This is a genomic window from Blastococcus sp. SYSU DS0619 (assembly GCF_054051035.1).
Genome location: NZ_JBJHAM010000004.1, coordinates 42,919 through 64,179, shown reverse-complemented (window position 1 = coordinate 64,179; position 21,261 = coordinate 42,919). Strand labels below are relative to the sequence as shown.

Below are 21,261 nucleotides of genomic sequence, written 5' to 3'. Positions count from 1 at the left end.
GATCGGGCTGGTGATCAGGGGCTTCTGCCCCTTCGTGAGCCGGATCGCGCCACTCTCAACCATTTACGGCGTGCCTGTCACGCTGCGTAAAACCGCCCTCACGGTGAGGTGAACGACAGTCGTGAAGCCTGGTGACCCGGTTCACAGAACTGCAGGTCAGTACCCCGCTTCTCAGATCACGAACCCATCACGCCGTGTTTACATGGGCCCCGCTCCTCTCCCCGGGAGCCGCTCCGCAATGTCCGCCGACGGAAGTCAGGTGCATGAGTTCGCTCCACCACGACCGCCTCCTCGAGGAGGGCGCGGCGCCGGCCACGGCGCCCGCCGCGTCCCGCTCCACCCGTGGGGACGTCGAGGGGAAGGCCGGGTCCACGGTTCCGTCGCAGCGCCAGGGGAAGGCGCAGCCGGCCGGGGACCGCCGGACCACCGACCCGACCACCCGTCCTGCCGCGGCACGCGCCGCCGGCACCCTGGCGGCCCGCGCCAAGGCCGCCCGCGCCACCACGGCGAAGGCCGCCGGCGCGACGGCCGCCACGACCGCCCGGGCCGCGACCGCGAAGGCCGCCACGGCTCGCGCCGCGACCCGCAAGGCGGCCACCGCCGCACGCACCGCCGCTGCGGCGAAGAAGGCCGCGGCGCCCGAGCTCGTCGCCGCCGAGTCCGCGGCCGCGAAGTCCACGGCCGCGAAGTCCACGGCCGCGAAGTCCACGGCCGCGAAGTCCACGGCCGCGAAGTCCACGGCCGCGAAGTCCACGGCCGCGAAGTCCACGGCCGCGAAGTCCACGGCCGCGAAGTCCGCGGCCGCGAAGTCCGCGGCCGCGAAGTCCACGGCCGCGCCGCGCCGGCCGCAGGTCCACTCCGGGGGCAGGCACCGCGCCGAGATGCCGGCCGCCGGCCCGCTGCCCGGTGTGCGCGCCGCCGTCGTGCGCGCGATTGCCGCCAAGGTCGCGGCCGACGCGGCCCCGGTCCGCCGTCGGCCGACCCCGTACAAGCGGTCCGCCGTCGACCTGGGTGCGCTCGCCCCGGTCACCGACGTCGCCGCGCTGGTCCAGGCGCCGTCCGCCGCCCCCGAGGCCGTCGTCGTGGTGAAGGACGTCCCCGCGGCACCGCCGCCGGCGGCCGTGTCGGTCGAGCCGGTGCCCGCCGACGTGACGCAGGCGGACCGCCCGGATCCCGAGGCCGCCGACTCCGCCGGTGTCGTCGCCGCCGTGGCCGGTGGGCGCCGCGGGCTGCTGACCCCCCGGCCGCCGTCGGGGCGACGGCGTTCCGCGTTCTACCTCGCCGCCGTCCTGGTCGGCGCGCTCGGCGTGAGCGGTGCCGCGGTCGGCGAGCCGGCCACCGTGGAGACCCGCACGGTCAGCCACTCGGTCAGCGTGGCCGCGCAGCTGGGCATCGCCGAGGGGGCCGCCGCGACGGAGGTCGTCGACGAGGAGGACACCTCGCGGCTCCGCGAGATGGTGGTCAGCCGCAACGTGCGCGACGCCGAGCGGACCGCCGCCGCCGACGCCCAGGCGGAGGCCGACCGGCTCGCCGCCGAGGAGGCCGCGCGCATCGCCGCCGAGGCGGCCCGCCCGCAGGCGGTCCTCCCCGTCGCCGGAGCGCGGATCACCAGCGGCTTCGGCGCCCGGTGGGGCACGTTGCACGCCGGCATCGACTTCGCCGCCCCGATGCGGACCCCGGAGTACGCCGTGATGGACGGCGTCGTGCTGGAGGCAGGGGCCGCGAGCGGCTTCGGCCTGGCCGTGTACATCCAGCACGACAACGGCGACGTCACCGTCTACGGGCACATGGACGAGATCCTGGTCGAGCCGGGCCAGATCGTCCGCGCGGGCGACACCATCGCCCTGCTCGGCAACCGGGGCCAGTCGACCGGCCCGCACCTGCACTTCGAGGTGCACGTCGGCGGCATCGACGGGCAGCGGATCGACCCGCTCCCGTGGCTGCGGGAGCGCGGCCTCGACGTCTGATCGGCGGCACCACCGCGACGACGCCCTCCACCGGACCGGTCCGGCGGGGGGCGTCGTGCATGGGGGAGACTGCCGGTGTCCGTCCGGAGAGGGGCAGGGGAGACCACCGTCATGGGGCACGGCCACGCGCACGGGGCGGGAACGGCAGCGGGGCCGCAGCGCCGCCGGCTCGCCGTGGTCCTGGTGCTCACGGTCGGGGTGCTCGGCGCCGAGGTCGTCGGGGCGGTGCTCTCCGGGTCGCTCGCCCTGCTGGCCGACGCCGGGCACATGGCCACCGACGCCGCCGGGATCGCGCTCGCGCTGGGCGCGGTGACGCTGGCGCAGCGGCCCGCCCGCGGACGGCGCACCTTCGGCTGGCAGCGGGCGGAGATCCTCGCAGCCGTCGCCAACGGCGTGCTGCTCCTCGGCGTCGCCGGCTACGTGCTCGTCGAGGCGGTCCGGCGGATCGGCGACCCGCCGGAGGTGGGCTCGGGCCTGATGCTCGCCATCGCGGTGGTCGGGCTGGCCGTGAACCTGATCGGTCTCGCGGTGCTGCACCGGGGCCGCGGCGAGTCCCTGAACATCCGGGGGGCTTACCTCGAGGTGCTCGCCGACGCGCTCGGATCGGTCGCGGTCATCGTCGCCGCCGTGGTCATCGCCACCACCGGCTGGACCCCCGCCGACACCGTCGCCTCACTGGTCATCGGCTGCCTGGTCCTGCCCCGTGCCTGGCACCTGCTGCGGGACGCCCTGGACGTCCTGCTGGAGGCGGCGCCCCGGGGGGTGGACCTGGCCGAGGTGCGGGCGCACATCGTCGCCGTCGACGGCGTCCTCGGCGTGCACGACCTGCACGCCTGGACGATCACCTCCGGCCTGCCCGTGCTCTCCGCCCACGTCGTCGTCACCGACGAGGCGCTGGCCGCCGGTCACGGCGGCCGGGTGCTCGACGCGCTCTGCGCGTGCCTGGGGGACCACTTCGACATGGAGCACTGCACCTTCCAGCTGGAGGCGGCGGCGCACGCCACGCACGAGGCGCCCGTGCACGACTGAGAGGTCGCCCTCCTTCCCGGCCGGGCGCTTCGCCCGGGTGGGACAGTGGAGCTGCAGGATCGGACGGCAGGAGGAGATCGCGGTGGAGCACGGGCACCACTCGGGCATGTGGGTGCCCGAGGACCCGCCGACCTGGGGGCGGATGTTCCTGCCGCACCTGGAGGGCTGGTCGGTCCTCGCGGTGCTCAGCATCGTCGGGCTGGTCGTCTACCTCGCCGCGGTGATCCGGCTGCGCCGGTCCGGCGTGGCCTGGCCGTGGTGGCGCACCCTGGCCTGGATCGGCGGCACCGCCTCGCTGTTCGCGGTCACCGGGACCTGGTTCAACGGCTACAGCATGGTGCTCTTCAGCATCCACATGACCCAGCACATGGTGCTGTCCCTCATCACGCCGCTGCTGCTGCTCCTCGCCGCTCCGGTCACCCTCGCGCTGCGCACGCTGCCGCGCGGGCGCGGACCGGCCGGTGCGCCCCGGGCGCTGCTGCTGGAGGCGCTGCACAGCCGCTTCGCGCGGTTCGTGGCGCACCCGCTGTTCACCGTGCCGCTGTTCATCGCCAGCCTCTACGGCGTCTACTTCACGCCGCTGTTCGACGCGCTGATGTCGAACCCGGCCGGGCACCAGTTCATGCTGGCCCACTTCGTCGTCACCGGGCTGCTGTTCTTCGGCCCGGTCGTCGCCCAGGACCCGTGGCCGCGGACGCTGAGCCATCCCGGCCGGATGCTGGAGCTGTTCCTGCCGGTGCCGTTCCACGCCTTCTTCGGCGTCGCGATCATGATGGCCGGGTCGCTGGTGGTCGACACGTTCGCCGAGCCGCCGGCCGGGTGGGGCATCGACCCGCTCACCGACCAGGGCGTGGCCGGCGGCATCGTCTGGGCCTTCGGCGAACTGCCCACCGTGCTCGTCCTCGCCGTCGTCTTCTTCTCCTGGGCCCGGTCCGACGACCGGCGGGCCCGCACGCTCGACCGCGCCGCCGACCGCGACGGGGATGCGGAGCTCGAGGCCTACAACGCCCGGCTGCGGACCCTCGCCGCGTCGTCCTCCCGGACCACGCCGGGAACGGTGCCCGACCTCCGCTGAGCTCCCGGTGCGGATTCGGCGGGAGGCCGCCGGCCTCCCGCCGGATCCGCGGCGAGGGACTACCCCACGTGGACGACGGCGTCGCCCTCGGCCGGGAGGTCCTCCTTGGTCGCCTTGATGACCAGGGCGGAGACGAGCGCGCCGAGCACGAGCAGCGCGGCCGCCCACGTGAACGCGGTGGTGTACCCCTCCACCTGGGCGGTGAGGCCGAGCGCCGGGTCCCGCGGGTCGGCCCCCGAGGCGAGCGCATCGGCGGTGTAGGCGCTGATCGCGGCCACCGAGAGCGAGGCCAGCACCGCGGTCCCGATCGAGGCACCCACCTGCTGCGTGGCGTTCAGCATCGCGCTCGCCGCGCCGGCGTCGTGCTGCCCGGCGCCGACCAGCGCCAGGTTGGACAGCGGCACGAACGTGAACCCGAGACCGAGGCCCAGCAGCAGCTGGCCGGGGAACGGCAGCTGCCAGAACCCGGTGTCCAGGCCGACGAACGACAGGGTGAACAACCCCGCGGCGGCCAGCAGGCCGCCCAGGATCATCAGCGGCCGCGGGCCCACCCGCGGCAGCAGGGCGCTGGACGCGCCGGCGGAGATGAAGACGCCGAGGGTGGTGGGCAGGGAGGCGAGCCCCGCCACCACCGGCTCGTAGTCCAGCACCTGCTGGAAGTACAGGCTCAGGAAGAAGAACGCCCCGATGAGCCCGGCGCCGACCAGCGTCGAGGTGAGGTAGGCCCCGCCGCGGTTGCGGTCCAGGACGATGCGCATGGGTAGCAGCGGGTTGCGGGTGCGCAGCTCCAGGACGACGAACAGCGCCACCAGCACGAGACCGGTGACGATGAACAGCCACGCGAGGCCGTCGGTCCAGCCGCTGTCCGGCCGCACCAGCGAGGTCGCCCCCCGGGCCGCCGCCTCGGCGTTCGCGGCGGCGGCCTCCGCCGCGTTGGTCTGCGAGGCCTCGGCGACGCGGGTGAAGCCGTAGACGATCGACGCGAGCCCCAGCGTGATCAGCACCGCGCCGGGGATGTCGTAGCTGGTGTCACCTGGGGCCTTGCTCTCGGGCACGATCGGGATCGCGAGCACGATGGCGAGCAGCGCGACCGGCAGGTTCACCCAGAAGCACCAGCGCCAGTCGGCGTACTCGGTGAGGACGCCGCCCAGCAGCAGCCCGACGGCCGAGCCGCCGCCGGCGATGGCGCCGTAGACGCCGAACGCCTTGGCCCGCTCCCTGGGGTCGGTGAACAGCACGGTCAGCAGCGCGAGCGACGCCGGGGCCAGCAGTGCGCCGAACACCCCCTGCAGCGCGCGGGCGCCGAAGAGCATCGCCTCGTTCTGCGCCAGGCCGCCCAGGGCGGAGGCGACGGCGAAGCCGGCCGCACCGACGAGGTAGGTGCGCTTGCGGCCCCAGAAGTCGGCGATCCGGCCGCCGAGGAGCAGGAAGCCGCCGAAGGTGAGGGTGTAGGCGGTGACGATCCACTGCTGGCTGGCGGCGCTGATGCCGAGGTCGGTGGTGACCGCCGGGAGGGCGATGTTGACGATCGTCGCGTCGAGGATGACCAGCAGGACGGTCATCGCGATGACGCCGAGCGCCAGCCAGCGCTTCTCGTAGGGCTCGTCGGCGGAGGTCGTCGCGCCGGTCGCGGCAGGAGAGGGGAGGGGTTCGGTCACGGGAAGTCCTCGGGTCGTGCGGAGCGGGCCGGATCGCCGGCCGGGAGAGAACGTAGCGGCCTGCAACGATGTCGTCGTGCCTGTTTCGCTGGTGTTCACCGCAGATACGCACGTCCCCAAGCGCGCGCGTGACCTACCTCTCGGCCTGTGGTCGGCGATCGATTCCGCCGACGTGGTGGTGCACGCCGGTGACTGGGTGGACGTCGCCCTCCTCGACGAGCTGGAGCAGCGGGCGCGCCGCCTGGTCGCCGTGCACGGCAACAACGACCACGGGGCGCTGCGCGAGCGACTGCCGGAGGTGACCCGCGCCGAGATCGAGGGCATCCGCTTCGCCGTCGTCCACGAGACCGGCGACGCGAAGGGGCGCGAGGCGCGGTGCGCCGCGCGGTTCCCCGACGTCGACGTGCTGGTCTTCGGGCACAGCCACATCCCGTGGGACACCACCGCCCCGTCCGGTCTGCGGCTGCTCAACCCGGGGTCTCCCACGGACCGGCGCCGCCAGCCCGCCGGCACGTACGTCACCGCGGTCGCCGACGACGGGCGGCTGCGGGACGTGACCTTCCACGCGGTGCCACCCCGCCGGTGAGCTCCATGCCGTTGGACCCCCGTGCCGTCGCGCTGCTGGCCTGCCCGGTCTGCGCCGCGCCGCTCGCCGCCGGGCCCGGGGACGCCGGCCTGCGCTGTGCCGCCGGGCACGCCGTCGACCGCGCCCGCCAGGGGCACGTCACGCTGCTGCCACCGGGGCGCCGGCCGGCGACCGGCGACTCGGCCGAGATGGTCGCCGACCGGGTGGCCTTCCTCTCGGCCGGTCACTACGACGCGGTCTCCTCCGCCCTGGCCGAGGCGGTGACCGCACCGGGGGAGCCGGCGACCCTGCTCGACCTCGGCGGTGGCACCGGCCACCACCTGGCCCGGCTGCTGGACGCGCTCCCCGACGCGGTCGGGGTCGTGCTGGACGCGAGTCGCTACGCCGCGCGCCGGGCGGCGCGGGCGCACCCGCGCGCCGTCGCGGTGGTCGCCGACACGTGGGCGCGGCTGCCGGTGCGGGACGCCGCCGTCGACCGGGTGCTCGTGGTCTTCGCGCCGCGCAACGGCCCGGAGATCGCCCGGGTGCTCCGCCCGGAGGGGCGGCTGGTCGTCGTGACGCCGGGGCCGGACCACCTGACCGAGATCGTCGGGCCGCTCGGCCTGCTGCGGGTGGACCCCGGCAAGGCCGGTCGGCTCAGCGCGACGCTGGAGCCGCACCTGGTGCGCGAGGCCGCGTCGAGCCTCCGGCGGACCCTGCGCCTGGACCACGCCGCGGTGGCGACGCTGGTGGGCATGGGACCCCATGCGCGGCACCTCACCCCCGCCGGGTTGGGGGCCTCGCTGGCGCGTCTCCCGGTCGACGTGCAGGTCACGATCGCGGTCGACGTCGCCACCTACCGGCGGGTCCGGTGATCCGCCCGGCGCGCCGACCCGCCCGCCCTGAGGTGCCGCGCGGCACGGTCTAAGCTGCGAGCCGTGACGATTGCACCGGCGCCCATCGTGAGTCGGCCGAGTCCGGCTCACGTGGCGGAGAAGGGTTCGCGGCTGTCCAACCTGCTGCGGACGACCGACCACAAGACCATCGGCCTGATGTACCTGGTCACGTCGTTCGCGTACTTCATCGCCGGCGGGTTGATGGCCATGCTGATGCGTGGCGAGCTGGCGCGGCCGGGTCTGCAGTTCCTGTCGCCGGAGCAGTACAACCAGCTGCTCACGATGCACGGCACGGTCATGCTGCTGATGTTCGCGACGCCGCTGTTCTTCGCGTTCTCGAACCTCATCATGCCGCTGCAGATCGGCGCTCCCGACGTCGCGTTCCCGCGGCTGAACGCCCTCTCGTTCTGGCTGTTCTTCTTCGGCAGCCTCATCGCGGTGTCGGGCTTCCTGACGCCGGGCGGCGCGGCCGACTTCGGCTGGTACGCCTACGCCCCGCTGTCGAACGTGGTGAACTCCCCGGGCGCCGGCGCGAACATGTGGTTCGTCGGCCTGGCTGTCAGCGGTCTGGGCACCATCCTGGGTGGCGTCAACTTCATCACCACGATCGTCTGCCTGCGTGCACCGGGCATGACGATGTTCCGGATGCCGATCTTCACCTGGAACACGCTGGTCACCAGCGTCCTGGTCCTGCTGGCGTTCCCGATCCTCACCGCCGCGATCATGGGCATGCTGGCCGACCGCAACCTGGGCGCCCGCATCTTCTCGGACGAGAACGGCGGTCCGATGCTGTGGCAGCACCTGTTCTGGTTCTTCGGCCACCCCGAGGTCTACATCATCGCGCTGCCGTTCTTCGGCATCGTCACCGAGATCATCCCGGTCTTCGCCCGCAAGCCGCTGTTCGGCTACAAGGGCATGGTCTTCGCCACCGTGTCGATCGGTGCGCTGTCGCTGGCGGTCTGGGCGCACCACATGTTCGCCACCGGTGCGGTGCTGCTGCCCTTCTTCGCCTTCCTGACCTACCTGATCGCCGTGCCGACCGGGATCAAGTTCTTCAACTGGATCGGCACCATGTGGCGCGGCCAGATGACCTTCGAGACGCCGATGCTGTTCTCGATCGGGTTCATGGTCACCTTCCTGCTGGGTGGGCTGACCGGCGTGCTGCTGGCCAGCCCGCCGCTGGACTGGCACGTCAACGACAGCTACTTCGTCGTCGCGCACTTCCACTACGTCGTCTTCGGCACCGTGGTATTCGCCGCCTACGCCGGCATCTACTTCTGGTTCCCCAAGATGTGCGGCCGGATGATGGACGAGCGACTGGGGAAGCTGCAGTTCTGGCTGACCTTCATCGGCTTCCACGCCACGTTCCTGGTCCAGCACTGGCTGGGGAACACGGGCATGCCGCGCCGGTACGTCGACTACCTGGACACCGACGCCTTCACGACCCTGAACACGGTCTCCACGATCGGGTCCTTCATCCTCGGCGCCTCGGTCATCCCGTTCCTCTACAACGTGGTGAAGTCCTGGAAGTACGGCCAGCTCGCCCTGCGCGACGACCCGTGGGGCGCCGGCAACAGCCTCGAGTGGGCCACCTCCTCGCCGCCGCCGCGGCACAACTTCGTGGAGATCCCGCGGATCCGCTCCGAGCGCCCGGCGTTCGAGGCGCACTACCCGCACCTCGCCGAGCGGCTGCAGGCCGAGGCGCACGCCGGCAAGCGGCACGAGCCGTACGGCGGCGTCAGCGAGCTGGTCGGCGACAGCGGCCCGCGTCAGGGCCCCAAGGACCCCGACCCGACCTGATCACCGGCGATCGTCGCACCGGAGAGGCCCAGAACCGTCATGGTTCTGGGCCTCTCCGGTTCGTCGTCCCGGGTACGGCACGATGGCGGGGTGCCGCTGGACCCCGTCACCCGAACGCCCGAGACCCCCGAGGTCACCGCCGCCCGGGCGCTGCTGACCGTGAGCGGCGCCGACCGGCCCGGCGTCACGGCGCGGCTGTTCGCCGCGCTGGCCGGGGATGTGCCCGCCGTCGAGGTGCTCGACGTCGAGCAGGTCGTCGTGCACGGCCAGCTGGTGCTGGGCGTCGTCGTCGGCGTGCTCCCCTCCGACGGCGCTCCCGCGGTGGGCGAGGACGTGCTGCTGGAGCACCTGCGGCGGCTGGCCACCGCCGTCGCCGCAGACGTGGGGTTGCGCGTGGACGTGGAGGCGGCCACCGCCGCCCCGGCGCCGGTGGCGGCCGGTCGCCCGCACCACGTGATCCTGCTGGGCCGGCCGGTCACACCCGAGGCGGTCGCCGGTGCGGCGCAGGGCATCGCCGCCGTCGGCGGGAACATCGATGCGATCCGCCGGCTCTCCGACTACCCGGTCACCAGCTTCGAGCTCACCGTCTCCGGCGCGGAGGCCACGGCCCTGCGGACCGAGCTGGCGGCCGTCGCCGCCGCCACCGGCGCCGACATCGCCGTCGAGCGGGCCGGGCTCGCCCGGCGCAGCAAGCGGCTGATCGTGCTCGACGTCGACTCCACGCTGGTCCGGGGGGAGGTGATCGACGAGCTCGCCGCCCGTGCCGGCCGGGCGGCCGAGGTCGCCCGCATCACCGCTGCGGCGATGAACGGGGAGCTCGACTTCGCCGAGTCGCTGCGGGCCCGGGTGGCCGTGCTGGCCGGACTGCCCGAGGAGGTGCTGGACGAGGTGCGCGAGGCGCTCGTGCTCACCCCGGGGGCGCGCACCCTCATCCGCACGCTGCAGCGGCTCGGCTTCCGCTGCGGCGTCGTCAGCGGCGGGTTCACCCAGATCACCGACCCGCTCGCCGAGAGCCTCGGGCTGGACTTCGCGGCCGCCAACACCCTCGAGGTGGTCGACGGCCGGCTCACCGGGGGCCTGGTGGGGGAGATCGTGGACCGCCCCGGCAAGGCCCGTGCCCTGGCCCGCTTCGCCGCCGAGTACGGGATCCCGCTCGACCAGACGGTGGCCGTCGGCGACGGCGCCAACGACCTCGACATGCTCAACACCGCAGGCCTGGGCATCGCGTTCAACGCCAAGCCGTTCGTCCGCGAGCAGGCCCACACCGCGCTCAACCAGCCCCATTTGGACGCTGTCCTGCAGGTGCTCGGCTTCACCCGCGACGAGGTCCTCGACGCCGTCCCGGAATGATCAGGTCACCTGATCATTCCGGGTCCTGGCTCAGCGTCGACCGTGAGCCAGGACCCCATGAGGTGAGCCAGGACGTCGCCTCGCGTCCCGTTAGCCCGGGTGGACGGCGCCCTCCAGCTGCACGCCCGCGGTGCGGAGCTGCTCCAGCGCCGCCTCGACCGTCGACTCGGCGACGCCGGCGGTGAGGGGGAGCAGCACGCGTGTGGCGAAGCCGGCGGCGACGGCGTCGAGCGCGGTGGCCCGGACGCAGTGGTCGGTGGCGATGCCGACGACGTCGACCGCCTCGACGCCCCGGTCGCTCAGCCAGCCGGCCAGCCCGACGCCGTCCGCTGCGCCCTCGAAGCCGGAGTAGGCGGCGGCGTACTCGCCCTTGTCGAACACCGCCTCGATCGGGCCGCGGTCCAGCGCCGGGTGCAGCTCCACCCCGCCGGTCCCGACGACGCAGTGCTCCGGCCACGTCTCGACGAAGTCCGGTGCCGCGGCGAAGTGGTGCCCGGGGTCGATGTGGTGGTCGCGGGTGGCCACGACGTGGTCGTAGTCCCCCGTCCGGACGTGCTCGGTGATGGCGGCCGCGACCGCGGCGCCGCCGGCGACGGCCAGGCTGCCGCCCTCGCAGAAATCGTTCTGCACGTCCACGACGATCAGCGCACGGGTCATGTCGCCATCCTGCCGGGTCAGGCGGAGAGGGTCTCGAGAGCAGGCTCGCCGCGCGACAGCCCCCAGGCCTCGGCGGGGAGGGCCTCCCGCACCCGCGCGTGGTGCTGCCGGGCGCGTTGCAGGGCGTCGGCCGGGGAGGCGGGGTCGCACAGGTCCCCGTCGCGCACGAGCGGCACCACCAGGTCGCGGTCACCGGTGCGGGGTTCCACCGGGGCGCTGCTGACCACCTCGGCCGTGGCCGTGCCGTCGGGGGCGTGCCGGCGCACCGCGGACTTGCGGCCGCCCACCGAGTTCTTGCCCTCCGACCGCTTCGCCACCGGCACGCCGTCGCGCTCCACCAGCTTGTAGACCATGCCGGCCGTGGGCGCGCCCGAACCGGTGACCAGCGAGGTCCCGACGCCGTAGCCGTCCACGGGCGCGGCCATCAGCCCGGCGATGGCGTACTCGTCGAGGTCGCTGGTGACGATCACCCGGGTGCGGGTGGCGCCGAGCTCGTCGAGCAGCTGGCGGGCGCGGGTCGCCAGCGTCGGCAGGTCGCCCGAGTCCAGCCGGATCGCGCCGAGCTCCGGGCCGGCGACCTCGATCGCCGTCCGGATGCCCTGCTCCACGTCGTAGGTGTCCACGAGCAGCGTCGTCCCGACCCCGAGGGTGTCCACCTGGGCGCGGAAGGCCGAGCGCTCGTCGTCGTGCAGCAGCGTGAAGGCGTGCGCGCTGGTGCCGGTCGTGGGGACGCCGTAGCGCCGGCCGGCCTCCAGGTTGGAGCTGGCACCGAAGCCGACCAGGTGCGCGGCGCGGGCGGCGGCGACCGCGGCCTCCTCGTGCGTGCGCCGTGAGCCCATCTCGATGCACGGCCGCTCGCAGGCGGCGCCCACCATGCGGGCGGCGGCGGAGGCGATGGCCGAGTCGTGGTTGAGGATCGACAGGGCGAGGGTCTCGAGCAGGACGCCCTCGCCGAACGGTGAACGCACGGTGAGCACCGGCGAGCCGGGGAAGAACAGCTCGCCCTCCGCGTAGCCGTCGACGTCGCCGCCGAACCGGAAGTCGGCCAGCCAGTCCAGCAGCCGCGCGTCGGTCAGCCCCTGGGCCCGGAGGGCCGCCAGCTCGTCGTCGCCGAACCGGAAACCGGGCAGCGCCTCGAGCAGCCGCCCGGTGCCGGCGACCACCCCGTAGCGGCGGCCGTGGGGGAGCCGGCGGGCGAACACCTCGAACACGCAGTCCCGGCCGGCCGTGCCGTCGGCCAGCGCCGCGGCCAGCATCGTCAGCTCGTAGCGGTCGGTGAGCAGCGCGGGAGCCGTCGGCATGGCACCGGAGCGTAGGCGGACCCCCGGCCCGGGGCCGCGCCACGTCCTAAGGTGGACCCGTGGCCGGACCGCTCGCCCCGACCCGGGCCCCCGAGACGACCGAGGAGGAGCTCGGCGATCTCGACCGCCCGTGGGTGACCATCGTCTGGAACGACCCGGTCAACCTCATGACCTACGTGACCTTCGTGCTGCAGGAGCTGTTCGGCTACGACGAGCCGACGGCGACCGCTCTGATGCTGCAGGTGCACCACGACGGCCGGGCGATCGTCAGCTCGGGCCCCCGCGAGCGGATGGAGCACGACACGAGCCGGCTGCACGCCTACGGGCTGTGGGCCAGCTACCAGCGCGACTCGTGAGCGAGGCCGTGACGAGCGCCGAGGAGGTCGCGTGAAGCCGTTCCGTTCCCGTGGGGGCCGGCTGGTCGCCCGCCTGGACCCGGCGGAGGCCGGCATCGTCGGTCTGCTGCTGGACCAGCTGGAGCAGCTGCTGGGCGCCGACCCGGCCGACAGCACCGGCGACCCGGTGATCACGCGGCTGTTCCCGGCGGGGCACCGCTCGGACGCGGCGATGGCCGAGGACTACCGCGACCTCACGGAGCAGTCCCTGCGCGGTGGCAAGGCCGACGACCTCGCCACCGTGCGCGCCACGCTCCCGGCCGACGGTGGAGAGGTGCGGCTGGACACCGACCAGGCCGGCGCCTGGTTGCGCACCAGCAACGACCTGCGGCTGGCGCTGGGCACGCGGCTGGACATCAGCGAGGACTCCGAGCCGCCGGAGGAGATCGTCGACGAGGGCGACCACCAGCTGGCGGTCTACTACTGGCTCACCGCGCTGCAGGGGTCGCTCGTCGACGCGCTGGTCGCCGCTCGCGCCGGCCGAAGGTGAGCGCGACCAGCGCCGCGACCAGCAGGTCGAGGACGAACAGCACGTAGACCATGCCGTGCAGCTCGACGTCGGCGGCCATGGCGCCGATCGTGGCGACCAGCAGGACCGCCGAGATGCTGAACAGCATCAGCAGGAGCAACGCCCGCAGCACCACGATGACGACGACGGGGGCCCGGTCGCCGGGGTGGGCCGAGCTGTAGCCGCGGTGCCGGAACAGCCCCCGGGTGCCCAGGAACAGCGCGGGCAGGGCCAGCAGCACGACACCGGCGATCAGGAGCGACGGAACCCACACGGGAGCGACCGTATCGGTCCGCACCGGTCGCCCGGCGGTCGCCCGGCGGTCGCCCGGCGGTCGCCCGGCGGTCGCCCGGCCGGGTGGTGCCCGGGGGCGACGCCGGGAGGGTCGGACGGGCACGCCTAGACTGACCGCGTGCTGCGCATCGACCGCGCGATCTACGACGCCATCGTGGCCCACGCCCGGAAGGACCACCCGGACGAGGCCTGTGGTGTCGTCGCCGGGCCCGAGGGCAGCGATCGCCCGGAGCGGTTCATCCCGATGCTCAACGCGGCACGGTCCCCGACGTTCTACGAGTTCGACTCGCAGGACCTGCTCCGGCTCTACCGCGAGATGGACGACCGCGACGAGGAGCCGGTGGTCATCTACCACTCGCACACGGCCACCGAGGCATACCCGTCGCGCACCGACATCGGCTACGCCTCCGAGCCCAACGCCCACTACGTCCTGGTCTCCACGCGGCACCACGCCGGGCGGACCGGACTGGAGCAGGACGAGGTCGAGTTCCGGAGCTTCCGCATCCTCGACGGCCAGGTCACCGAGGAGCCGGTCGAGGTGACCGGGTGAGCGAGGCAGCCGTCGCGGTCGTCGAGTCCTGCCTCTTCGGGCACTCGCCGACGACCGTCGTCTACGACTGAGAAACACCCCCGTCCCCCCACGCCTCGCACGCCCGGCGCGGGACCCTGGACGGGGCCGCCGCCGCGTGGAATTCCGCGCGGCCACCGGGCGTTGGCCCGGTTCAGACGCTCCACCGCTGCTCCGCAGCGCCCCCACGCATCGACGTTCCCGAGGAGAAGCACGCCATGGCCATCGAGGTCCGGATCCCGACCATCCTGCGCACCCACACCGGCGGCAACAAGACCGTCGAGGGCAGCGGGGACACCCTGGCCGCGCTCATCGACGACCTGGACAGCAAGCACTCGGGTCTGAAGAACCGCCTCGTCACTGAGGAGGGCAAGCTGCACCGCTTCGTCAACGTCTACGTCAACGACGAGGACGTCCGCTTCACCGGCGCCCTGGACACCCAGGTCAAGGACGGCGACTCGGTGACGATCCTCCCGGCGGTCGCGGGCGGCTGCTGAGCGGCTTTCCCGCTCCCCGTTCCTCCCCCCGCTCCCGGAAGAGTTCCCATGGCCCGCTTCGCCTCCCTCGTCGACTCGCTCGGCGGCACCCCGCTCGTGGGGCTGCCGCACCTCTCGCCGACCTCCGACGTGCGCCTGTGGGCCAAGCTCGAGGACCACAACCCGACCGGGTCGATCAAGGACCGCGCCGCCATCGCGATGATCGAGGCGGCGGAGAAGGACGGGTCGCTGCAGCCCGGCGCGACGATCCTCGAGCCGACCAGCGGCAACACCGGCATCTCGCTGGCCATGGTGGCCAAGCAGCGCGGGTACAAGCTCGTCTGCGTCATGCCGGAGAACACCTCGGTGGAGCGGCGCCAGCTGCTGGAGATGTACGGGGCGCGGATCATCGGCTCGCCGGCCGCCGGCGGCTCCAACCAGGCCGTCGCCATGGCCAAGGAACTCGCGGCCGAGCACGAGGACTGGGTGATGCTGTACCAGTACGGCAACCCGGCCAACGCGCAGGCGCACTACGACGGCACCGGCCCGGAGATCCTGGCCGACCTGCCGTCGATCACCCACTTCGTCGCCGGCCTCGGGACGACGGGCACGCTCATGGGCGTCTCCCGGTTCCTGCGGGAGCACAAGCCCGAGGTGCAGGTCATCGCCGCCGAGCCGCGCTACGGCGAGCTGGTCTACGGGCTGCGCAACATCGACGAGGGCTTCATCCCCGAGCTCTACGACGCCTCGCTGCTCGACTCGCGCTTCTCCGTGGGGCCCGAGGACGCCATCCACCGCACCCGCCAGCTGGTGGAGCGCGAGGGCATCTTCGCCGGCATCTCCACCGGCGCGATCCTGCACGCGGCCCTCGGCATCGCCGACAAGGAGGTCGCGGCCGGCCGCTCGGCCGACATCGTCTTCATCGTCTGCGACGGCGGCTGGAAGTACCTCTCGACCGGCGCCTACGCGGGCACCCTCGAGGAGGCCACCTCGGCGCTGGAGGGGCAGCTCTGGGCCTGAGCCCCCGCACCCGCCGCGAGCGCCCCACCCCGCACCGGGAGGGGCGCTCGCGCGTATCCCGGACGGGTCAGGTGGCCGGGTGCGCCGCGCGCGCTGTCGGTGCCGCGGTCTAGCCTGACCGTCGTCATGGGGACGCAGCATGGAGCCGACGCGCCGATCGGCATCTTCGACTCGGGGGTCGGGGGGCTCACGGTCGCGCGCGCCGTGCTCGACCAGCTGCCCGGCGAAGCGGTCCGCTACATCGGGGACACCGCGCACGGCCCCTACGGCCCGCTGCCCATCGCCGAGGTGCGCCGGCACTCGCTCGCGGTGATGGACGAGCTCGTCGAGAGCGGCGTCAAGATGCTCGTCGTCGCCTGCAACTCGGCCAGCGCGGCCTCGCTGCGCGACGCCCGCGAGCGCTACGACGTCCCGGTGGTGGAGGTGGTGCTCCCCGCCGCTCGGCGGGCCATCGCCGCCACCCGCAACGGCCGGATCGGCGTGATCGGCACCCAGGCGACGGTCGCCAGCGGCGCCTACGACGACGCGTTCGCCGCGGCGGCGCACGTCTCGGTCACCTCGGCGGCGTGCCCCAGCTTCGTCGACTTCGTCGAGCGGGGCGTCACCAGCGGCCGCCAGCTGCTCGGCCTGGCGCAGTCCTACCTCGACCCGCTGCTCGCGGCCGGCGTGGACACCGTCGTGCTCGGCTGCACCCACTACCCGCTGCTCACCGGCGTGCTGTCGGTCGTCCTCGGTGACGGCGTCACCCTGGTGTCCAGCGCCGAGGAGACCGCGAAGGACGTCTACCGGGTGCTCACCCGGGCCGACCTCCTGCGCAGCCCCGACGCCGTACCGCCCGAGCACGTCTTCCTCGCCACCGGTGACCCCGAGCCGTTCGCCCGCCTGGGCCGCCGGTTCCTGGGCCCCGAGGTGGGCGCGGTGCTGAGCGCCGGACGGGTGGGCGCCGCGTGAAGCTCACCGTCGTCGGCTGCAGCGGCAGCGGACCCGGCCCCGACTCGCCCGCGTCCTGCTACCTGGTCGAGCACGACGGCTTCCGGTTGGTGCTCGACCTGGGCAACGGCTCCTTCGGCGCCCTGCAGAGGGTGCTCGACCCGGGGAGCGTCGACGCGGTCTTCCTCTCGCACCTGCACGCCGACCACTGCCTCGACGTCGCCCCGTTCGTGGTCTGGCACCGCTACTCCGGCCGGTCGCCGGGCACGCACGTGCCGCTGTACGCACCGGCGGATGCCGAGCGCCGGCTGGCCCTGGCCTACGACATGGACGGCGACGGGCTGACCGACGTCTTCGACTTCGTGCCGGTCGGCCCGGGTGCGCTGACCATCGGCCCGTTCGAGGTGGCGCTGGCGCGCACGGCGCACCCGGTCGAGACCTACGCCATCCGGCTCACCGCCGGCGGTCGCTCGCTGGTCTACACCGGCGACACCGGCCCCTGCGACCGCGTCGTCGAGCTGGCCCGCGGTGCCGACGTGCTGCTGGCCGAGGCGGCGCACCCCGACAACGTCCCCGAGCAGCCTCCCGGCCTGCACCTGACTGGTCGGCAGGCGGCCGAGCACGCGGCGGCGGCAGGGGTGGGCCGGCTGCTGCTCACCCACATCCCCGCCTGGGTCGACCACATCGGCCAGCTCTTCGCGGCCAGCTCGGTGTTCTCGGAGACCGAACTGGTGCTCCCGAAGGCCGTCTACGACCTCTAGCCGGTCGAGGCCGCCGCGGTGGGACGCGGCTGTGAAACAGGTCGCAGCATTGTTGCAGCAGGCATTGTTCTGCCGTCTGCGGCCGGGCTAGCTTGAGGGCACGTCGACGTGATCCGCGTCATGGTCCGGGCCCGGGCTCCCTGCATCCGATCACCCCCGTCGTCCTGCGCGCGCGCCCTCGGGCGGCCGCAGGTCAGCAGAAGGAGTCCCATGCACGCCACCACGAGCAGGAGGGCCGGAGCCGGCGGCAGCGCCGTCGCGCTGGGCCTCACCATGGCCTTCCTGGCACCGGCGCTCCCCGCCGCGGCCGAGACCCCACGCGAGCCGTTGGGCGACGCGACCGTCACCGGGCCGCTGCCCAGCAACCTCGAGGGCGACCGGCTCTCCGGGGACCTCGCCCAGACCTACCCCTTCTTCGCCACCTACCAGGACCTCGCCGACGTCGGCTACGTCGAGGAGGAGTTCCTCGTCTCGGGCCTGGCCGACGCCTACGCCAGCCCGCGCACCCCCGACATCGCGCCGGGCACCCTGCTCGAGGAGGACGTGCCGTACACGACGCGGATCGTCGTCCGACGGCCGGCGCTCGAACGCCACTTCAGCGGCACCGCCCTGGTCGAGTGGCAGAACGTCACGGCGGGCTACGACCTCGACGCGCTGTGGAACTTCGAAGACGTGACCCGCAGCGGTGACGCCTGGATCGGGGTGTCGGCCCAGCAGGTCGGCGTCGACCAGCTCCGCGAGTGGAGCCCGACGCGGTACGGCTCGCTGGACGTGACGGCCGGCGGCGAGTACGCCCTGGACCAGCTGGCGATGGACATCTACGCGCAGGCCGCCAAGACGCTGGTCGAGCCGACCGGCGTGGACCCGATGGGTGGCCTCGACGTCGAGACGCTGCTGTCCATCGGCGCCTCGCAGTCGACCCGCTACCAGAGCACCTACTACGACCACGTCCTGCCGAAGGTCGAGCCGGTCTTCGACGGCTACGCGATCATCGTGGGGACGGCGCCCAGCCGGGCCGGCGAGGAGCCGGTGTTCCAGGTGCAGTCCGAGACCGACGTGACGGCGGCCGCGGCCGCGGCCCGTCGTCCCGACAGCGAGGTCTTCCGGCGCTGGGAGGTCGCGGGTGCGGCCCACTCCGGCTGGCAGGGGCAGGAGTACCGCGCCCCGCTGTCCGAGCGCGACCTCGGCGGCGCGCCGCAGTACACCTGCGACCTGCCGCCGTTCAGCCGGGTGCCGATGCACCACGTGACGGCGGCCGCCTACGCGCACCTCGCCCGCTGGGCCGAGCGCGGCGTCGCCCCGCCGACGGCGCCCTACCTGGAGTTCGACAGCGAGGGCAACAAGGTGCGCAACGAGCTCGGGCTGGCGCAGGGCGGCATTCAGCTGTCCCAGGTGGCGGTCCCGACCGCGCTGAACGCGGGCTACAACAGCGGCGCGAGCTTCTGCCGCCTGTTCGGCACCCACCAGCCGTTCAGCACCGAGCAGCTGCGGGAGCTCTACCCGAGCCAGGGTCGGTACGTGCACGCGGTGCTCGAGGTCGACCACGCCAACCTGCGCGCCGGGTACATCGAGCGGGACGACGCCCGGGACAACCACCGGGAGGCCATCGAGTTCAGCGACGTGCTGCGCCACCGTCGCTGACGGAGGCGTCGGACGCCGGCGGCCGGTCCCTCGCGGGGCCGGCCGTCCGGTCGTCCACGGCCGCCGGTCGCCCGTCCGTGCGACGAACGGTTGCCGGGGGCCGCTCGGCCGGGCAGCGTGACCGGCGTGGCCGACGAGGAACGCGACGGTGTGGCGCTGAGCAGCCTCGACTCGCCCCTCGGGGACGGGCTCGGTGTGACCAAACGGGCGCTGGTGGACCACCTCGACGCCGTCGCCGACCGGCTGGTCCCGCTGCTCGCCGGACGCCCGCTGTCGATCATGCGGGTGCGCCCCGGCCAGGCGCCGTTCATGCAGCGCAACGTGGCCAAGGGGGCGCCGGACTGGGTGCGGACCGTCTCCGTTTGGGCCGAGTCGGCGCACCGCGAGGTGCACCAGGTGCTCTGCGACGACCGCCGCACCCTGCTGTGGCTGGCCAACCAGCGCGCGGTCGAGTTCCACGTGCCGTTCCTGCCGGCCGGCTCGCGGGAGCCCACCGGCCTGGTGCTGGACCTCGACCCGCCCGACGGGGCCGACTTCGCCACGGTCGTGGCCGTCGCCCGGCTGGCCCGCCGGGCGCTGGAGGAGGTCGGCCTGGCCGGTGCGGTGAAGACCAGCGGCTCCTCGGGGCTGCACGTCGTCGTGCCGGTGCACGGCTCGCCGGTCGAGGACGTCGCGGCGGCCACGCGGGCGCTGGCGCAGCGGGCAGGGCAGCTCGACCCCGCCGTCGCGACGACGGCCTTCCTCAGGGAGGAGCGGGCGGGCCGGGTGTTCGTCGACTCCACGCGATCGGGCACGGGCACCGTCGTCGCTGCCTACAGCGCGCGGGTGCGCCCCGGGCTCCCGGTGTCGGCGCCCGTCGACTGGGCCGACCTGGACGCCGTGCGCCCGGGCGACGTGACCGTCACCTCGGGTGCGGAGCGGCTCGGGGACTGGGCGGCCCTCCTGCCAGCACCCCAGCGGTTGCCGGCCGACCTGGTCGCGGAGGGCCACCGGATCCCGGTGGCCCGGGTGCAGGCCATGCACGAGGGGAAGCGGCGCAAGCGGGCGGCCCGGGCGGCCGGCGAGAGCTGAGGGCCCGGCCGCGCCGGGCGGACGGCGGGCAGGCTCAGCCGGGGCGCAGGACGGCGAGGACGAGCATGTCGCGGCGCCGCCCGCCGATCTCCATGAAGCCGCGCAGCAGCCCCTCCCGTTCGTATCCCGCGCGCTCGGCCGTCCGGAGCGACGCGGCGTTCCACGGCTCCACGAACAGCTGCATCCGGTGCAGGCCCGGGATCGTCCACGCGTACGTGGTCAGCGCGATGAGCGCGTCCGCGGCGCGGCCGCGTCCCCGAGCACCGAGTGCGACGAAGTAGCCCGCCGACGCGCGGCCGTGGTGCAGCTCGTCCACCCACAGGCCGATCTGCCCCACTCCCCGCCCGGTGCCGGCGTCGGCGATCGCGAAGGAGAAGCCCTTCCCGGTCGCCCACCGCGCCCGGTTCCGCTCGACCCAGTCCCGCGCGTCGTCCTCGGTGGCGTGCGGCCGCAGGGTGCTGACCAGCGGGACGTAGGGGTCGGTCGACAGCTCGAGCCCGACGGCGACGTCCGCGTCGACGAACTCGCGGAGCACCACGCTGCCGTGCGCCGGCGGCGTCGCGGGCCAGGGCGGAGAAGTCACGGGCGGAGGAGCGACGGGCGGGGTCACCGGGCCGACGGTATCGGCGTCCCCCGGCCGGGTGACCGGAGCGCCGAGGGGGTTCGACCAGGTCGGGGCCCGCCTGCGCTGACCTACGCTGCGGGCGTGACAGCGCCCCACGACGAGATCGTGCGCGCCGCGATGCGCACGCTCCTCAGCGGCCGGCGGCTGGACACCGGCGTGCTGGCGGCCGAGCTCGGCATCGCCCGGGCCACGCTGTTCCGCCGCGCGGGGAACCGGGACGCGATCCTCGGGGAGGCCCTCGCCGCCATGGGTGCCCGCACCCTCGCGGCGGCCGAGCGCGAGCACGACGCCCGGCCGGGCGGCCCCGAGCCGGGCGGGCGGCTCCGGTCGCTCGCCGTCAGCGAGGGCTTCCGCTTCGCCCTAGGCACCGCCCCCGCGCTCCGGCTGCTGATCGACGAGGAGCCCACGACGGCGATCCGCGTGCTGACCGATCCGCAGGGCCGGGTGCAGCCGCGCGTGGTCGAGGGCTACACCGCCCTCTTCCAGCGCGACGTCGACGAGCACGGTCTGCTCCCGAAGGTCCCGGTACCGCTGCTCGCGCTGGCCGTGGTCCGGCTGGGGGAGTCCTTCCTCTACTCCGACGTGCTGGCGGCGCGGGCGCCCGACCTGAAGGCCGCCACCACCGTCATCGACGCGCTCGTGCTCAGCGTCGTCGGCCTCGAGGCGGGCTGAGG

At 74.0% G+C, this 21,261-nt stretch carries 22 protein-coding genes; 17 read left to right on the top strand and 5 right to left on the bottom strand.

The genetic code is table 11. From position 1 onward, the window contains the following. Window positions 1-263: 263 nt before the first annotated feature. From ACI79T_RS07240 to ACI79T_RS07230, 3 genes are all read left to right on the top strand, one after another. Window positions 264-1,967, top strand: coding sequence for a M23 family metallopeptidase (locus ACI79T_RS07240; RefSeq protein WP_456609373.1), 1,704 nt, complete (start codon window positions 264-266; stop codon window positions 1,965-1,967). A 75-nt stretch (window positions 1,968-2,042) separates the two neighbouring features. Beyond that, on the top strand, window positions 2,043-2,996 hold the full coding sequence (locus ACI79T_RS07235; protein WP_456609372.1) for a cation diffusion facilitator family transporter: 954 nt from the start codon (window positions 2,043-2,045) through the stop codon (window positions 2,994-2,996). Window positions 2,997-3,078: 82 nt separating this feature from the next. Further along, on the top strand, window positions 3,079-4,071 hold the full coding sequence (locus ACI79T_RS07230; protein WP_456609371.1) for a cytochrome c oxidase assembly protein: 993 nt from the start codon (window positions 3,079-3,081) through the stop codon (window positions 4,069-4,071). Window positions 4,072-4,130: 59 nt separating this feature from the next. Here ACI79T_RS07230 and ACI79T_RS07225 read toward each other — a convergent pair whose 3' ends face one another. Next, entirely contained in the window at window positions 4,131-5,729 is a 1,599-nt protein-coding gene (locus ACI79T_RS07225; protein WP_456609370.1) for an MFS transporter, read from the bottom strand. A 76-nt stretch (window positions 5,730-5,805) separates the two neighbouring features. On the opposite strand from ACI79T_RS07225, the gene ACI79T_RS07220 reads away from it, so the two are divergent. The 4 genes from ACI79T_RS07220 to serB all read left to right on the top strand — a co-directional run bounded on the left by ACI79T_RS07220 (window position 5,806) and on the right by serB (window position 10,340). After that, on the top strand, window positions 5,806-6,315 hold the full coding sequence (locus tag ACI79T_RS07220) for a metallophosphoesterase family protein (RefSeq protein ID WP_456609369.1): 510 nt from the start codon (window positions 5,806-5,808) through the stop codon (window positions 6,313-6,315). Window positions 6,316-6,320: 5 nt separating this feature from the next. Beyond that, window positions 6,321-7,169 carry a putative RNA methyltransferase gene (locus tag ACI79T_RS07215; protein WP_456609368.1) on the top strand — a complete coding sequence of 283 codons (849 nt, stop codon included), beginning with the start codon at window positions 6,321-6,323 and terminating at the stop codon, window positions 7,167-7,169. 111 nt (window positions 7,170-7,280) lie between these two features. After that, entirely contained in the window at window positions 7,281-8,990 is a 1,710-nt protein-coding gene (gene ctaD, locus ACI79T_RS07210) for an aa3-type cytochrome oxidase subunit I (protein WP_456609367.1), read from the top strand. A 90-nt stretch (window positions 8,991-9,080) separates the two neighbouring features. Next, on the top strand, window positions 9,081-10,340 hold the full coding sequence (gene serB, locus ACI79T_RS07205; RefSeq protein WP_456609366.1) for a phosphoserine phosphatase SerB: 1,260 nt from the start codon (window positions 9,081-9,083) through the stop codon (window positions 10,338-10,340). A 90-nt stretch (window positions 10,341-10,430) separates the two neighbouring features. On the opposite strand, the gene ACI79T_RS07200 is transcribed toward serB, so the two are convergent. After that, entirely contained in the window at window positions 10,431-10,997 is a 567-nt protein-coding gene (locus tag ACI79T_RS07200; RefSeq protein ID WP_456609365.1) for an isochorismatase family protein, read from the bottom strand. A gap of 17 nt (window positions 10,998-11,014) precedes the next feature. Then, window positions 11,015-12,298, bottom strand: a complete 1,284-nt coding sequence (locus ACI79T_RS07195) for a nicotinate phosphoribosyltransferase (RefSeq protein ID WP_456609364.1) — start codon at window positions 12,296-12,298, stop codon at window positions 11,015-11,017. Window positions 12,299-12,357: 59 nt separating this feature from the next. On the opposite strand from ACI79T_RS07195, the gene clpS reads away from it, so the two are divergent. Continuing rightward, window positions 12,358-12,654 (top strand): ATP-dependent Clp protease adapter ClpS, encoded by a 297-nt coding sequence (clpS, locus tag ACI79T_RS07190; protein ID WP_456568501.1) that lies wholly within the window; start codon window positions 12,358-12,360, stop codon window positions 12,652-12,654. A gap of 31 nt (window positions 12,655-12,685) precedes the next feature. Then, the gene (locus ACI79T_RS07185; RefSeq protein WP_456609363.1) at window positions 12,686-13,183 is read left to right on the top strand and encodes a DUF2017 family protein; all 498 of its coding nucleotides are present in this window, start codon (window positions 12,686-12,688) and stop codon (window positions 13,181-13,183) included. Here ACI79T_RS07185 and ACI79T_RS07180 read toward each other — a convergent pair. Further along, a complete protein-coding gene (locus tag ACI79T_RS07180) occupies window positions 13,122-13,475 on the bottom strand; it encodes a hypothetical protein (protein WP_456609362.1) in 354 nt (117 codons plus the stop codon). The two genes, ACI79T_RS07185 and ACI79T_RS07180, sit on opposite strands and share 62 nt — an antisense overlap. Before the next feature lie 138 nt (window positions 13,476-13,613). Between ACI79T_RS07180 and ACI79T_RS07175 the strand changes: the two genes are divergently transcribed. The 7 genes from ACI79T_RS07175 (at window position 13,614) to ACI79T_RS07145 (ending at window position 19,962) form a co-directional block, all read left to right on the top strand. Next, window positions 13,614-14,045, top strand: a complete 432-nt coding sequence (locus ACI79T_RS07175; RefSeq protein WP_456609361.1) for a Mov34/MPN/PAD-1 family protein — start codon at window positions 13,614-13,616, stop codon at window positions 14,043-14,045. A 236-nt stretch (window positions 14,046-14,281) separates the two neighbouring features. Then, on the top strand, window positions 14,282-14,560 hold the full coding sequence (locus ACI79T_RS07170; protein ID WP_104528681.1) for a MoaD/ThiS family protein: 279 nt from the start codon (window positions 14,282-14,284) through the stop codon (window positions 14,558-14,560). 48 nt (window positions 14,561-14,608) lie between these two features. Next, window positions 14,609-15,559, top strand: coding sequence for a PLP-dependent cysteine synthase family protein (locus ACI79T_RS07165; protein WP_456609360.1), 951 nt, complete (start codon window positions 14,609-14,611; stop codon window positions 15,557-15,559). A gap of 126 nt (window positions 15,560-15,685) precedes the next feature. Continuing rightward, window positions 15,686-16,510, top strand: a complete 825-nt coding sequence (gene murI, locus ACI79T_RS07160) for a glutamate racemase (RefSeq protein ID WP_456609359.1) — start codon at window positions 15,686-15,688, stop codon at window positions 16,508-16,510. Then, window positions 16,507-17,250, top strand: coding sequence for an MBL fold metallo-hydrolase (locus ACI79T_RS07155; protein ID WP_456609358.1), 744 nt, complete (start codon window positions 16,507-16,509; stop codon window positions 17,248-17,250). Before murI ends, ACI79T_RS07155 begins: the two co-directional genes overlap by 4 nt. A 210-nt stretch (window positions 17,251-17,460) precedes the next feature. Beyond that, window positions 17,461-18,891, top strand: a complete 1,431-nt coding sequence (locus ACI79T_RS07150) for an alpha/beta hydrolase domain-containing protein (RefSeq protein WP_456609357.1) — start codon at window positions 17,461-17,463, stop codon at window positions 18,889-18,891. A gap of 126 nt (window positions 18,892-19,017) precedes the next feature. Continuing rightward, the gene (locus ACI79T_RS07145) at window positions 19,018-19,962 is read left to right on the top strand and encodes a DNA polymerase domain-containing protein (protein WP_456609356.1); all 945 of its coding nucleotides are present in this window, start codon (window positions 19,018-19,020) and stop codon (window positions 19,960-19,962) included. 34 nt (window positions 19,963-19,996) lie between these two features. On the opposite strand, the gene ACI79T_RS07140 is transcribed toward ACI79T_RS07145, so the two are convergent. Further along, window positions 19,997-20,545, bottom strand: a complete 549-nt coding sequence (locus tag ACI79T_RS07140; RefSeq protein WP_456609355.1) for a GNAT family N-acetyltransferase — start codon at window positions 20,543-20,545, stop codon at window positions 19,997-19,999. 123 nt (window positions 20,546-20,668) lie between these two features. Here ACI79T_RS07140 and ACI79T_RS07135 point away from each other — a divergent pair, with 123 nt between their 5' ends. Then, window positions 20,669-21,259, top strand: a complete 591-nt coding sequence (locus tag ACI79T_RS07135; RefSeq protein ID WP_456609354.1) for a QsdR family transcriptional regulator — start codon at window positions 20,669-20,671, stop codon at window positions 21,257-21,259. Window positions 21,260-21,261 lie beyond the last annotated feature (2 nt).